General features: G+C 61.6%; 1 protein-coding gene. It reads right to left on the bottom strand.

Going from position 1 to position 16,072, the window contains the following annotated elements; genetic code table 11:
* Positions 1-16,038: an SDR family NAD(P)-dependent oxidoreductase gene (locus ACYVDM_RS08030; protein ID WP_415792031.1), complete on the bottom strand. Its 16,038-nt coding sequence runs from the start codon at positions 16,036-16,038 to the stop codon at positions 1-3.
* Between the last annotated feature and the right edge of the window lie 34 nt (positions 16,039-16,072).

Raw genomic sequence — 16,072 nt, forward strand, 5'->3', positions numbered from 1 at the left:
TCAACCTAGCTTGATAGCGTCGTCGACCGAAATGTCGTCGCTCGCAATTCTTGCAATCAGTGATGCGTAATGCGACTCGTCGAAATCATCATTGATGTCCAGCGGACGCGACGAGAACCCCTGCATTTGCACGCAAACCCGTCCATCCGCCGCGCAGAGATCGATGTCAACCTTGACCAGGCCTGCACCAGCGCCCGCCTCGGCCGAATGACGGACCCAGGCGAACATGGTCTCGGGACATGGCGAAAACACCCGCAGCGATTCCAGCGCGAATGGCAGCGTCGGATTGTCCCCACCCACATCGGCGATCAAGGGAATGGAACCCTGCAGCGCGCCGTCCATCAGGCTGGGCGGCAGCACACATTCGTCGCCGGTACGTGCGGCGGTGGGCAAGCGCAGTTCGACTAACGACTGCGCATCACCCAGGTGCACGGTCTGGACACCACGAAATGCGGGCCCATACTGCAGCCCCATATTGGCGAAACGCGAATAAAGCGACTCGCCATCCAGGATGCCTCGGTGCATCTGATCGCGCAGGTCGGTCAGATTCAGAGTGAGCGCCAACTGCGAACGATCCACGATGCCACGCCCCTGGCAATGCAGCACTTCGCTGCCATCAACGTCCCGGCTATAGACTTCGAAGCCCAGTTCGCCGTCGCCCTCTTCGAAGACTTCCACGCTCAGTTGGCGCGGCGCGTCCATCACCATGGGCTGCAGCCAGACGACATGCCGCAACGCCACCTGCGCGGGCTTATCGGCGTCGGGCAAGGCATCTTCCAGCGCCGCGCGCACCATCTCCAGATAGGCCACCGCTGGCAGCATTGGACGGTTCTGCACGCGATGATCGCCCACGAAGAACTCATTGCCGATGAACTCGCTGGCGTAACGCTGGTTGGCTAGGTCAGAGGTATTTCGATGCAGCATCGGATGCAGTTGCGCCTGTTTTGCCGCACGCGGCATCGCATCGGCACGTGGCGTAACCCAGCAACGTTCGCGAGCGAAAGGATAGGTCGGCAAAGCCATGCGGCGCAGGTTGCTGCCCGCATGCAGTGGATCCAGATCAAGTTCGACACCACGTACCCACAATTCGCCCACCTTGAGCAGGTTCTTGCGCGCCACCCAGTGATCAATGAGGGCCCGCATATCCTCGTCACTGGCTAGCGATGCCAGCGCATCATTGGCCTGCGCCGCACAACCGTGGAAGACACCAGCGCCCGATTTTCCATCCAGCCACGCATGCAACTTGGACGCCAGCGCTTCGATCGAGTCGGCGACCACCGCCAGGCGATGATCCATGGCGTCGCGCCCTACCTGCAGCGTATAAGCCATGCGACGCAAATCCACTTGTTCCTGGCGGCGCCGCAGAAAACCGGCCAACTCCAGTGCCTGTTGCCGCAACTGCTCTTCGGTTTTCGCCGACAAGGGCACGAACACACCTGCGGCGACCTCTTGCACCGTCGGCTGATCGCTCAGGGACGAAGCATGCTCGCTGATAACCACATGGGCGTTGGTGCCGGAGAAACCGAACGAACTGACGCAGGCCATGCGAGGCCCCGCGTTGGACCAGTCCTGGTACTCGGTATTGACGTAGAACGGCGAACCACTCAGTTCGATGTGAGGATTAACCTTGCTGAAATGCACCAGCGGCACCAGTTTGCGATGGCGTAGGCACAACAGCGTCTTGATGATGCCGCCGATCCCCGCGGCAAAGCCGCTATGGCCTATGTTGCTCTTGATCGATCCCAGCGCGCAGGTCTGCTCACCTCCTGCCCGGCCGAATACCTCTTTCAGGGCGTCGGCTTCAATGGGATCGCCCAGCGGCGTGCCGGTGCCATGGGCTTCCACATAGCCGATGCGCGACGGATCAATATCGAATCGCTCATAGACCTGGCGCAGCAAGGCCGTTTGCGCCCGGGTACTGGGCGCGGTGATGCCATTGGTCTTGCCGTCCTGGTTAATACCCGATCCCTCTATGACACCCAGGATATCGTCGTTGTCGCGTTGCGCGGCAGACAGGGCTTTCAGCAGAACCACGCCGCAGCCCTCGGAGAACACGATACCGCCAGCCGATGCGTCGAACGGTGCGCATCGGCCATCGCGCGAAAGCATGCCTACCTGCGAAGTCAGCACATGGCCTATGGGTGTTGTCAGCAGATTGACACCGCCCGCCAGGGCCATGGTGTTCTCGCCATTGCGTATGCTTTCGCACGCCAGGTGCACCGCAACCAGGGATGACGAGCATGCCGTATCAATGGCGATAGCCGGACCCTTCAGATTCAGGTGATACGAAATGCGTGCAGCAAGAATGGCGGTAGAGGTACCCATGAAGGCCGCCCCTGCCGTATCCCGGCCTGCGGCATGAAGCAGGCGCACATAATCGCCGCTGCCACAACCCACATAGACGCCGCAGGCCTGGTTGGCCAGCGAGCTAGGGGCATGACCCGCGCTTTCTATCGTCTTCCAGCACTCTTGGAGAAAGATCCGTTGCAGGGGATCGATCAACTCGGCTTCGGCCGGCGCAATACCAAAGAACAAGGCGTCGAAATACTCGATACCATCGACCAGACCCGACCACTTGGAATAAGTGGTGTGCTCGTGATTCGGCTCTGGATAGAACCAACCGTCGACCGCGCCCCAGCGGTCGGTAGGCACCTCGACCACGCAATCCTTGCCAGCCTTGAGATTCTCCCACAGAGCATCGACGTTCTCGCTCATGGGGTACCGGCAGGACATGCCGATGATGGCCACCTTTTCAGTGAATCGCGCCGCGCCATTGGCCGCCACTGCCTCGGGAAATTCCGGACGGGCCACAGGCGGTTGCGACGCCGCGATAGCGCCCCGTGGCGGTGCCAGTTTCGCGCGCGGCACGCGTCGCAGGACGACGGATGCTAACGTCAATACTGGATTGCCGAGCTGATCGACGACCTCGACATCGAACTCAAAGGCATCGGGATCCCCACTACGAAGTACGGCGTGGCTGCGGTACAACGCACCATCGAGCGAACCCATCACGGACAGCTTGCCAATCCGGTACGGCAGAAACTGGTCGTCGCTGGCACCGTAGCGCTGCGCGGCCAGATGCACGCCGTAATTAATGACCGTGCCCAGTGCTCCATAGATAACGAAAGGATTGGCCATGAAGCCGAACCCATGGTCCGCCACCTGAATCTCGCCCTGTGCGGACGAAGCACCAAAACGCAGGGATTGCAGTGGTGCATAGTACTGGCCGGTATTGGTAGCGATCTCGGTAGCCGTCAGGCTGGTGTCGAACATTCCGTCATTTGTCTGCAGGCGGGCCGGCTGGCCAACGGCAATTTCTATCATCCCCTGCATGTTCAGTATCTCGGCCATCGTCGCTTGAGGCCTGCCCGAACGCACGAAGAACTGCAGTTGATCGCCGTTGCGGCGGAACGTCAGGCGGATCGGCGTATGGCTGCCCTTCTCGCCGACCAAGGGATTCACAATGACGATATTGTTCAGCCGTATCTCCTGAACCGAGAAATACCGGCGATAAGCCGAATACACCAGCTCGATATAGGCGTCGGTCGGCAACAGATGTTCGCCGAACACCACGTGCTCGCGCAGGCTAACGTTGGATTCTGGACTGATCAGATAGTGCAGCGACACCTCGCCGTCCGCCTCAAACACGCCTTCGACGCCACTGTCGGTGAAATACAGCGAGCCGAATCGGCCACCCTGCTTGGGTGCCCATTCAATCGTGTTTCCGGCCACGGCATGCGGTGGTGCGCAAGCGACCGGGGCGACACTGGCGATCTGATCACGCAGATGTACCGCCAACTCCTCAATATTCGGATAGTCGTAGATGCGCGCGGCGGCAACGTCCGTGCCGTATCGCTTGTTCAGTGCTTTCACCCATTCAACGCCAATGATCGAATCCAGCCCCAGTTCGGTGAACGGCCGAGAGACACGAATGTCGCCCATCTTCATGAACAAGGCCTCAGCCAGACTGACGCGCAGTTCCTGCTGAAGTTGCGCTAGCGGGATCACCTGCGCCGCAGCCACAGTCGGCGTCATTGAGCCCAGTTCACCCTGCAAATGCACGGCCATCTCGGCCACATTGGGATAGTCGTAGATCCGCGCTGCAGCAATATCAGTTCCGTATTGCTTGTTCAACACTTTGACCCATTCGACACCAATAATCGAATCCAGACCCAGCTCGGCAAAGGGCTTCTGCAGTCCAATATCGCTCGGCTGCATGAACAGCGCCTCTGCCAGGCTGGCACGCAACGCCTGCTGCAACTGCACCAGGGATGGACCGCTAATAGCGGGGGCAGCCTGCGTGGTCGCGTGCATAGGCGGCTCCTGAACACCACTGCGTGCGGCGGCGGGACGCGCAGGACTACATGGGACCTGGCTCGGCGTAGACGCCACGGCAGACGGCGCATCGGCTTCGATCCAGAATCGCTGCATGGCAAACGGATAGCCCGGTAGGCCGATACGACGCGGACGGCGGCCGGCATACAGGCCGCCCCAATCGAATGCCAGGCCCTTGACCCACATTTCTGCCAGGCGCGCCAGTTCGCGCTGTTCCAGCCATTTTGTGACCATGCCCTGGAAATCGCTGTCCGTGGACAGCGTACGCATCACACCATCGTCATCACCCGCATGCCCTCGATAAAGGTGGGCAGCCGACTTCTCGGCCACCACGGTGGAACCCGACACGATGGCTTGCAGAACGCGTTCGAACTCACTCAGGTTGGACACCACCAGCGCCGCCCTTTCGGACATCGCTTCGCGTCCCACCTGCAAGGTATAGGCAATGCGCGCCAGATGTCCCGGCTCCATGCCCGGCGCGCGCACGAACGCCAACAGTTCGCGCGCCGTTCGCACGAGTTGCGCTTCGGAAGCGCCGGACAGCGGTACGATCACGGGCCCTGCCGATACAGCCTGTGTTTCAGAAGTGATATGCTCGGCCACGACAACGTGGGCATTCGTGCCGCTAAAGCCCAAGGCGTTTATCGCCGCCCGCCGCGGCGCCGAGCCCACCCGCTGCCAATCACGCAAGGTGTCGCTGATATAGAACGGCGAACCATCCAGCGTAATGTGTTGATTGAGTTTGCTGAAATGCAAAGTGGGCGGCAGCTTGCCATGCTGGAGCGCCAGTACAGCCTTGAGGAAGCCCGATACACCCGCAGCGGTCAGGCAGTGGCCGATATTGCTCTTGACCGAACCGAGCGCGCAGTATCCAGTATTGCGTGTGTACTTGCCGAACGAGGCCTTCAGGCCGGCGACCTCTATCGGATCGCCCAACGGCGTGCCAGTGCCGTGGGCCTCTATCAGCCCGATATCCGCGGGATCAATGCCGAACCGTTCATAAACATCCTGCTGCAAGCGGGTTTGCGAATCGGCATTGGGCGCCGTGATGCCATTGGTCTTGCCGTCCTGATTGACGCCCCAACCTTCGACCACGCCGTAAATGCAATCGCCGTCGCGTTCCGCATCCGCCAGGCGCTTGAGTACGACCACGCCCACGCCTTCGCCGTTGACAATACCGTCGGCGCGCGCATCGAACGAATAGCAGCGCCCTTGTGGCGACAGCATGCCCACCTGCGCGGTCATGATTTGCATGGCGGGGCCGGCCATCACATTGACGCCACCGGCCAATGCCATATCGCTGCCGCCCGAGGCCAGGCTGTCGCAAGCGGTGGCGATCGCCACCAGCGAGGACGAGCAGGCCGTATCGATGGCCAGGCTGGGCCCATGCAAGTCCAGCAGGTACGAGATACGCGCGGCCAAAATGGACGGCGCGGCGCCGGTAAACCCTTGCCCGCTGAGCTGTTCGCGCCGTGATAACTGGTGATAATCGCCGGTGGAACAACCGACGAAGACCCCGCAGCGACTGCCTGCGAGCCTGCGCGGGTTGTAGCCCGCATGCTCCAGGCCATGCCAGCACTCCTGCAAGAACAAACGCTGCTGCGGGTCCATGCTGCGCGCTTCGCGCGGCGAAATATTAAAGAAGGCGGCATCGAACTGGTCATAGTCGGCCAGCGTGCCCATCCAGCGGCTATAGGTCTTGCCGGCCACCGTCGCGCCTTCCTGGTAATACAAATCGATATCCCAACGATGCTTGGGCACTTCCGATATGCAGTCGCGACCCTCAACGATGTTGTGCCAGAATTCCCGCAGGTTCCCTGACTGCGCGAACAGCCCGGCCATGCCGACCACCGCTATCGGGCCCGCATCGGAATGGCTGGTTTTGCCCGACGCCCGAGTACGCCATGAAACAAGCACTCGTTCATCCGCATCGGCATCGCCTGCCAGACTCGGCGCCTCGACGGCCTCGCTATCCAGCGTAGATCGCGGGAATACGTCGGGCACGACATCGCCGTCCGTACCCACCACGCCCATTTGGTCCAACACGTACAAGCCCAATTGGTTCAAGGTCGGGTAGCTATAGACCTTTATCGCCTCGATATCCGTGCCGTATTTATCGTTGATGCCACGTATCCAGGTCACGCCGGTAATCGAATCCAGCCCCAGGTCTACAAACGGATCATCGACATCGATATCGCTTTCCTGCATGCGAAGCTCATGTGCCAACATTTCGCGCAGTCCGTAGACAATGGCGTCGGCATTCGACGCAACGGCAGCTGTTCCAACCGGAGCCGCCGCTGGCGCCATGGACGGCGTTGCCGATGGCAAACTGTGCTCGATACGCGCAATCGTGTCCGCCTGGCCGACGAAGGTCTCTTCGTGCATGGCCAGTTCGCGCTCGAAGGTTCCGTCCAGCGCATCGCGCAACGGCCTGGCGCCACGCGCCTTGAGCGCAATCAGGCGATCACGCGGATTGCGGGCAATACGCCGTGCCAACGCCAGTGCCGACGGCAACACATCCTGGCGCGCCAACACGGGATAGGACAGGCCGCGCATCAACAACTCGCCGCCGGCATACGACTCGGCGCCCAGCAAGGTCAAGCGCGCAAGGTCGTGGCCTACCCTGGCCGGAAAGACCAGGGTCGCGCCAGCGCCCGGCGTGAATCCGTAGCCCATGTAGGGACTACCATAACGGCTCTCGTCACTGAACAACGCGAAGTCGGCAAACATGCCCAGCGCCCAGCCTGCGCCCAGAGCATGCCCCTGCATGGCGGCAACCACGGGAACCGGGCAGCTCAGCGGCCACTGGAACACCGTATTGTCGGTAAATTTCTCCAACCCTTCGTGTATCGCACGCAAGGTGTCCGGCGTGCCTCCCATGGCAAAGTAGTTGTCGTATCCCGTCAGGACCACGACCTTGTAGTGGCCTCGCTCCGCCTCGGCAAAGGCGGCACGCATGCCTGCCGTAAATGCCGGCGAAAACATGTTGCGTGCCTCGCGGTCGGCCATGTGTACTTCCAGGACCCCGTCGGCGTACGCCACCGCCGACACGACACTGGATTCGAGCGCTACCGCTACGCCAACGGCATCCGATGTGACCGGCTCACGCTCCCCGGCCCAAGGCAGTTCCTTGAACGCGGCCAACGCATCATCCTGCATTTGTGCCGTCTGCCGTCGCCATTCTTGCAGCTCGATCAGCGGTAACGCCGCCACCTTGCCAGCGATACGATCGACGTCGGCGTCGACGTGCAGGCTGTCAACGACGCGCCAGGTTCCCGCGTGACCCGCCACCTCATCCAGCATGGATGCATCGGCGGTAAACAGCATGCGTTGCGCCCTATCGTCGCCGAACCGCTGCGTCAACGCCGCAGCGGCATAGGCCGCCAACACCGGCTCCTGCAGTGCCCACAGATCCACACGGCCGGCCTGAACGCAAACCGCGCCATACAGCGCTGCCAGCGTGGCCACCCCATTGAGGCCGTCATTCGAGCCGACGATAACAGGCCGATCAAATTTCTGAAAAAGACGCACCCACTGCAGCGCGACGTCGGCGCGCCGGCTTGCGGGATATTCCGGCAAGAAGCCCGGCAACTCGCTGGAGAGAATCACAACACGCCACGCGGTGGATGCCATCACTTGCCTGAACACGCCGACCAAGCCTTCCAACAGACTGGATTCGTCGGCGTCCGGCTGCCGCGCACGTATCGTCACATGCAGCACACCGTCGCGATGCTGCGCCAACGCCAGCGTCGCCGGCGCCTCGGGCAAAACCTCGACTCCCCGTTCACCGACCGACATCGTGACCACGTCGGGCAAGGATTGTGCTGCCGCCAGCAGGCCACGGCCGAGCTCCTGCTTGAGCAGGCGCAATGCCAACGCTGATTTGCTCGCCAAACCTACCGCCAGCTTCTCGGCGTGGGCGACGACCTCGGCATTGGGCACAATGGCGCAAGTCCAGCCCTTGGCACGCAACTCGGCACCACTGGCGATTTCCGTCAGGTACAGAAAATCTTCAGCATGTGTCCGGCCAAAACGCTGAGTGAAAAAGTCGACTGCCTGCGAGGGATACAGGCCTTGCAAAGCAAAGCCGTACTGAGCGGTTTCGCCGCAAATCATGACGTCGCACAAGGCGGCAATCAAGAATCCCGCGCCCAACGCATCACCGCGTGCAACGGCGACCAACGGATAGGGGAACTCGGCTAGCGCAACATATAACCGGGCTTGCAGCGCCTGTTGATGCGCTTGTGCCGCACCTTGCATGAAGACGGCGTCGCCACCCTCAAGCAACACGACCTTTACGTCCGCCTCGACCTGGACCGCGCGCAGCGCTTGCACTAAATCTGCGATCAGTTCGGTCGACATACTGTTTGCGCCGTCCTGCGTGTCGACGCTGATGGTGTAGACCCCATTGCCCCGGCGGACCAGCGCAACGCCACCGCCAACCTGCTCGGCCAGACCAAACGGGGTGGCTGCCAGACTCAGTCTTGGCTTGTGCGCACTTGCTGCCGATGGCGCAATCGCCGCCGCCGGCTCTTGCAGGGCGATGCGATGGGGCTTGAGTAACGCACTAGACGATGACGCATCCACACTCATCGCCGCATCCAGGGCAATAACACGCCGCAGGCTGATGGGCACCTCCTTTCCCAGCGGCTGACTGGCCTCTTGCGCCGGTATCGGCCCATCCGTCACATCGGGCGCCGAACCTCGGGCCCCCGTGGACGCAGGCGCAGCAGCTTCCCGGGCCAGCAACGCATTCCCCACCGTCGACGCGCGCATCCGCACACCCCGCAGTTCGACACAAACCACGCCCTGGGCCGTACAAATATCAATATCAACCGTCCCCGGCATGCCTATGGATCGCCGCACCCAAGCGCATTTCGCCGTGACGGTCGCCTGCAGAATGCGCACCGAACGCATCCCATAAACCCGCAAATCAATATCCCCACCTACCGCGGCCTCCAACGCCTGCTGCAATATGGCGGGATGCAACACATAGGCTTCGTGTCCCGCCTGCAGCGCGATTGGCAACGCCAATTCCACTACGGTCTCGCCAGCACGCGAGCGAATCACCGCCAGATCATGCCGCACCGGCTCGGCCGGCGCCTGAAACTGGATATGCCCTTGGCACAGCACCGTTAGCGCGTCACCAGCACCGCAGGTCAACTCGACACTCGCCTGGTCGCCCTTGTGATCGAACAAAGCCAGCGTCAACGGCGCGCTGCCCAAGGCTTTGCCCGGTTGCCCCCACGCCAGGTCGCGCAACACGACGGTGTGCGCTTTGGCACGCCCCGGCATGGCCAATTCGCCTGCGACCCTCGCCATTTCCAGACAAGCGGCCTCACCCAGCCGCCGCTCGCCGGGCGCTCCCACCAGAAAGAATTCGTTGCCGTCGAAGCGCGAGGTGTAGCATTGCTGTTCGAGATCGGATTGGTTGTGATGCACCAGCGGGTGCAGGCGAGCCCCGGCATCGGTGGCCAGAGGCGTGCGCGCCACCTCTATCCAATGACGCTGGCGCAAAAAAGGATAGGTTGGCAGGCTGACAAACCGTGGCCGGCTGACATGAAGACGCTGCCAATCGAGTTCGATACCCTTCACCCACAGCTCGGCCAACGGCACAGACTGCCCGCCGGCAATCCATCGGTCCAGCATCGCCGGCAGCTCGAGATTCTGCGTCACCAGCGACAAGGCATCTTTTTTACGAACCGCTTGGCCCTGCACCACGCCATCCACAGATGTGCCGTCGACAAAGGCCTGCAGTTTTTCCACCAGAATGTATACCGAATCGGCAACCACCACCAAGCGCGCATCCATTGCTTCACGTCCGACCTGCAATGTGTAGGCAATCGCCGCCAAGTCGGCTGGGCCGTCCGCCTGCGCGTCATTCAGGAAGACGATGAGATCGCGTGCCTTCAGGCGCAGTTGTTCGTCGCTGCGCGCCGAGAGCGGGAATAAATGCTGACCGACCACACCGGCATCGGCATCGGCATCGGCGGCGGCCACATATTCCTGGACGACCAAATGCGCATTGGAGCCGCCCGCGCCAAACGACGAAATCCCTGCGATACGCGGCAGTTCTCGCCCGTCAACTACCGGTCGTTCCCAAGGACGCAGGGTCTGGTTCACCGTAAAAGGCGTTTGCTCGAAATCGATGTGCGGGTTCAGGCGACGGGAATGCAGCGACGGCACGATCTTTCCGTGCTTCATCTGCAATAACACCTTGGTCAGCCCGGCAATCCCCGCTGCCGCCTCGGCGTGTCCGATATTCGACTTGGCCGAGCCAATCAGACAGAAACTGCGGTCCGCCGTGCTTTCACGAAACACCTTGGTGAGTGCGGCGATTTCTATCGGATCACCCAGCTTGGTTCCGGTGCCGTGGGCTTCAAGATAACTGACATGCCGCGCATCCACGTCAGCGTCGGCCAGCGCATGACGGATCGCCAAAGCCTGGGCTTGCGGATTGGGCACGGTGTAGCCATTGGTTTTGCCACCATGGCTCAGCGCGGTGCCGCGGATGACGCCATAGATCAGGTTCCCGTCACGCTCGGCATCCGCCAGCCGCTTGAGCAGAACAACGCCCACGCCTTCGCCGGGAATATATCCATCGCCCCCGTCGCCAAAGCTCTGGCACTGCCCGGTACCGGACAAAAACTGGCCAGCGCTGAGCATCAGGTATTTGTTGGGATGTATCGTTACGTTGACGCCGCCAGCAATGCCCAGGGCGGTGTTGCCCAACCGCAGATCCTGGCAAGCCAGGTGGATCGCCGTCAGCGACGACGAGCACATGGTGTCGACCACCATGCTGGGCCCATGCAAGTTCAAAAAGTAGGACACCCGATTCGCGATGCTAGCGGGGTTGCTGGCAAAACCCGTGCGCCGTCCCTGCAGGCTGGCCTCGGCGCCCAGCAACTGGTATTCGCCGTACATGACACCGGCGTAAACGCCCACCGCCCCCGGCGTGTTGTTGCAGTTCACGCCCTGCAACGCGGCCCGGGTGTAGCCGGCATCCTCTATCGCCATCCAGGCGTATTGCAGGAACAAGCGCTCCTGCGGATCCAGGATTTCCGCTTCGACCGGCGAGATATTAAAAAAACGCGCGTCGAATTCGTCCACGCCCTCAATGAATCCGCCCCACTTGCTGTAGTGACTACCCGCTGCCGTGCGATCAGCGCTGTAGTATTCCCTCCAATCCCAACGCGTTGCGGGTACCTCGGTGATGCAATCTTTACCATCGCGCAAATTGCGCCAAAACGCCTGCAGATCGCGGGATTCCGGATACCGTCCCGACAAGCCCACGATGGCGATGGGCTCGCCCACCCGCGCGCTATCTCGTGTCTCGGTACGAACGGCCGAAACCGCCGCACGGCGGCCGCGTCGCAGGCTGGCATTGCCCCTGCGCACCACCGAAGCATCCTGTATCTGGACGGTGCCCGCTGCCGGCAAGGCTACGTCAGCTCGAAGCCCATCGACTTTTTGCGATAGCGTCGCCACCGCCTGTCCATGTTCCCTGACAAAATAGGACGCCAGATCGCGTATTGTCAGATACTCGAAGAACAGGGTTTTGGGCAAAATACCAAAGGTTTTTTCCAACTGGCGCGTCAAATCCAGCGCCGGAATGGAGTCGACGCCATAGTCCTCTAGCGGCGCCGCGGGATCCACTTTGTCGATCGGCAGTTTCAGCACGGATGCCAATTGCTCGCACAAGAAATCTTCGACGGCGTCCCTCTGCGACTGGCTCGCCTCCATGGGCGCGGCAACAGTGGACGTGCCTTCCCCCGCCACGACATTCGCTACCGTTCCAAACCATCCCAACGTCTGCCGCATCATCGTCACATTGCCGGACATGACCAACGTCTGATCCAGACCGGACGCCAGGCTGCGGTAAAACATCTGCATGCCAGTGGCCGTCGCCATCGCCCGGATACCGGTGGTTTCGTACAGGCCATCACGCCCGGCTGCATCGACCTGCATGCCGCCATCGCGCCACAGGGGCCAGCGAATAGCCTGAGTCAAACCGTGACGCAGCCCTTGCGCGACCAATCGGTTGCGCTGTGCCGCGAACGTATCCAGAAAGCCATTGGCCGCGGCATAATCGGCTTGGCCCAGATTGCCTACCGCCGCGCTCAGCGATGAGAACAGAACAAAGAAATCCAGTTCGAGCGCTTGCGTTGCCTGGTCCAGATAATGTGTACCGTGGACTTTTGGCGCCAGCACGCGGCCAAACTCCTCGTCGGATTTCTTCAAGACAAAGCTATCGGCAGTCATGCCCGCGCTATGGATGATGCCGTTGATCTGCCGGTATTCTTCTCGGATCGCCGTGAATTGGCTATCGATCTGCTCGGGCGAGGCCAGATCCAGCTGGCGATACTCGACGGCACCCGCCGCCTGCAACCCAGCCAACAATGCCGACTTCTCCGGCGATGCGGCCACTTCGTCTGGCGCAGATCTGCCCGTCAGAACGAGCCGCGCGCTGGGCACATGGGCCAGGATTTCCCTGGCGAACAACACACCCAGGCCGCCCAACCCGCCAGTCAGTAGGTAAATACCGTGCTCTTTGAAAAGCCCTGCCGGCGCCACCGATGTGCCCAACGTGGGGTCGAGCATGTGCCACCCCTGGACAGTTCGCATACCTTGCGCATACCTGACCACGGTATCGTGCGCATGACTGCGCTCACGCAGCAACAGCGCGGCCAGCGCTTCCTCGCCGATGGCGGGGTCGACAAACACCACCTGCCCCGTCACCTGCGGATGCTCGAGATGAATGCTCTTGAACAATCCGGCCAAACCCGCATGCACCAAGTATTCTTCGGTATTGGGCAACACCAGCTGGATCACGCACAAGGCCCGCGGCCGCTGGCGAATCAGCGCTGCAGCCCGCGCGAAGCAGGCCTGCGCCAACAATCGATACTGATCCGCGCTATTGCTCGGCGTCTCGGCGTCTTGCAGCGTCACGCCGTCGGTCGCCAGGCTTTGCGCGCGAATGCCGGGCAGCCCACATAGCATCACGTGCGGCTCGCCGGGAGCTCGGTCCTGCAGGGCTATCGGACGATCGTTCCAGACCTGGGTCGCGAACAAGACGCCGGGCCGATCGTGCCCCGTTGACCGTGGCACGAAGCCACGCATTTGTACGCACACATTGCCGTCAACATCGCACAGATCGATATCCAGGCTATGCGCGCCCTCAACCTGACCACCTGGCGCAAACCTTGCCCACACCTGCATTTGCGCCTGGCATGGCGCGAGCGTGCGCAAGCTTTGCAGCGCAAACGGAACGATCGGCGCCAACGGCAGTTCGTCCAGATCGAACAACAACGTGGTTGCCGCCTGGAACGCACCATCCATCAAGGCCGGATGCAGGCCGTAATCGGCCAGACTGCCGGCGAGGGCCGATGGCAGGTCCAGTCGCGCCAACACTTGCCCTTCGCCACGCATAATGCAAGCCAGCGAACGGTGACCGGGGCCATAGTGCAGCCCCATGCGCGAGAATGCATCATAAATGGCGTCGGCAGTCCAGATACCGTCCCGCATGGAGGCGGTCAGCGCCGCGATGTCGATAGACTCGACTGGCGCGCCGTCACCGATACGGCAACGACCCTGACCGTGCACCGTATCATCCTGGGTATAAATCTCAAAGTCGATAACAGCCGGGGCACCCTCGCCCACCTCATGCTCAGCAAGTGCAATATGCAGCGGCGTGGCTTGAACCACGCTCAGCGGCTGCGGCCACACCACGTCGCGTAGTTCGATGCCGGCCTGATAGTCCTCCGGTGCCGCCAACTGCAGGGCGGCACGCGCCACTTCCAGGTAGGCGACGCCGGGCAGGACTTTCACCACCGCCCTGTCGGCTCCCTGTAGCAACGAGACACAATGATCCTTGAGGAAAAACTCGTCTCCAGTCAAGGTCGTGCTGTAGCGCTGCTCCCGAAGGTCCGAGGTATTTTCAAGCGACAGCGGCCGCGTCGTCGACAGCGTGGCCACAGCCCCCAGCTCCGCCCAATAGCGCTCGCGAGCGAATACATAGGTGGGCAGGCTGATCCGCCTGGGCTTTGTTCCCCCATGCATAGAAGACCAATCCACCTGCTCTCCCGCGCTCCATTGCGCCGCCAACTGGCCGGCGGGATGCTCCGGCATAGCCACCGCTGTGCCGTTGATGAACGCCTCCAGCGCGCCATTCAGTTCGTCGATGGAGGCCACCACGAAGGCAACGCGGCGAGGCATCGCCACACGGCCTACTTGCAGGGTATACGCCAGGTCCTGCAGATCGACGCTGGTGCGGCTGTCATCCCACGCCGACACGAATACCGCCAAACGCTGCGCATAAGCGCGCAAACTACTATCGTCTCTCGCCGAGAGCGGAACCACAAAAGGTCCCTTAGCGGCCTTGCGAGCCACCACCCGAGCCGGGCGATAGGACGCCAGCACCACGAAGGCATTAGTGCCGCCCACGCCCAGGCTATTGACCAAGGCCACGCGCGGCTTACGCCGCTCTCCCCAGGTCTGGGCTTCGCGATTCATGTAGAACGGCGTGTTCTCGAAGTGGATACGCGGGTTCGGTGTCGAATAGTTCACCGTAGGCGGAATCACCCCGGTCTCGACTGCCAGCACCGCCTTGATAAAGCCGGTAATGCCGGCGGCCGCTTCCAAGTGACCAATATTGGATTTAACCGCGCCCAACGCGCAGTAGGACTTCTTGTCGGTGTCTTCCCTGAAGGCGGCCGACAACGCTTTGACCTCTTCCGGATCGCCCATTGCGGTACCCGTGCCGTGCGACTCCACAAACCCGACGGCGTCTGCGGCGATACCGGCGGTCTTGAGGGCGGCTCGGACGCAAGCTATCTGCCCGCGGGCACTGCTGGCCGCGTAGCTCATCTTGCCCTTGCCATCGTTGACGATGGCCGAGCCCTTGAGCACTGCATAAATATGATCGCCGTCGCGCACGGCGTCGGCCAGCCGCTTGACGAGCACCAGGCCAAGACCGCTACCGAACACGACGCCATCCGCCTCGGCGTCAAAAGCGCTGAGTCGGCCGGATTTCGAGAAAATGTGCCCAGGCTTGTAGTAATACCCCTGAGCATGAGGCACGCGTATGGTGACGCCACCGGCCAGCGCCATGTCGCATTCGCCAGACAGCAAGCTCGAACGCGCCTGGTGCAAAGCCACTAGCGAAGTCGAGCATGCGGTTTGCACCGTCATGCTGGGCCCGGTCAGGTTCAGCTTGTAGGAAATATAGGTGGAAAGAAAATCCTTGTCGTTGCCGAGGTGGGTAGGGCTGACGGTGAAGTGGTCAAAATCAGGATTGCGATTCATGAAGTGCGACAGATAACCCGTCGTCACCCCGCCACCGCCCGTAAAAACGCCCACATTTTGCGCACTATGTGTGGCGTAGCCCGCATCTTCCAGGGCTTCCCACGCACACTGCAACAGCAGCCGCAACTGTGGATCCATCAGTTCCGCATCACGCGGCGATATCTTGAAGAAGCCGGGATCGAACTTGTCGACATCATCTAGCGGCGCGGCCGCCTTCACGTACGACGCATCCGCGATGTCCTCGTCGCCTACCCCCGCGAGCCGCAGCTCCTCGTCAGAGAGTTGACGAATACTCTGTTGCCCAGCGCACAGATTGCTCCAGAACCCGGAAACACTGTTCGCCCCCGGAAACCGGCCCGCCATACCGATCACCGCAACATCGTCAGCTTTGATACCCATGCTTCTCTATCTCATAAAAATCAGTGGCGGGCAC

The sequence above is a fragment of the Bordetella tumulicola genome (assembly GCF_054779135.1).

Excerpts from the sequence above, each read along its gene's own strand:
- ACYVDM_RS08030 (WP_415792031.1), bottom strand. The coding sequence starts at position 16,038 with ATGGGTATCAAAGCTGACGATGTTGCGGTGATCGGTATGGCGGGCCGG.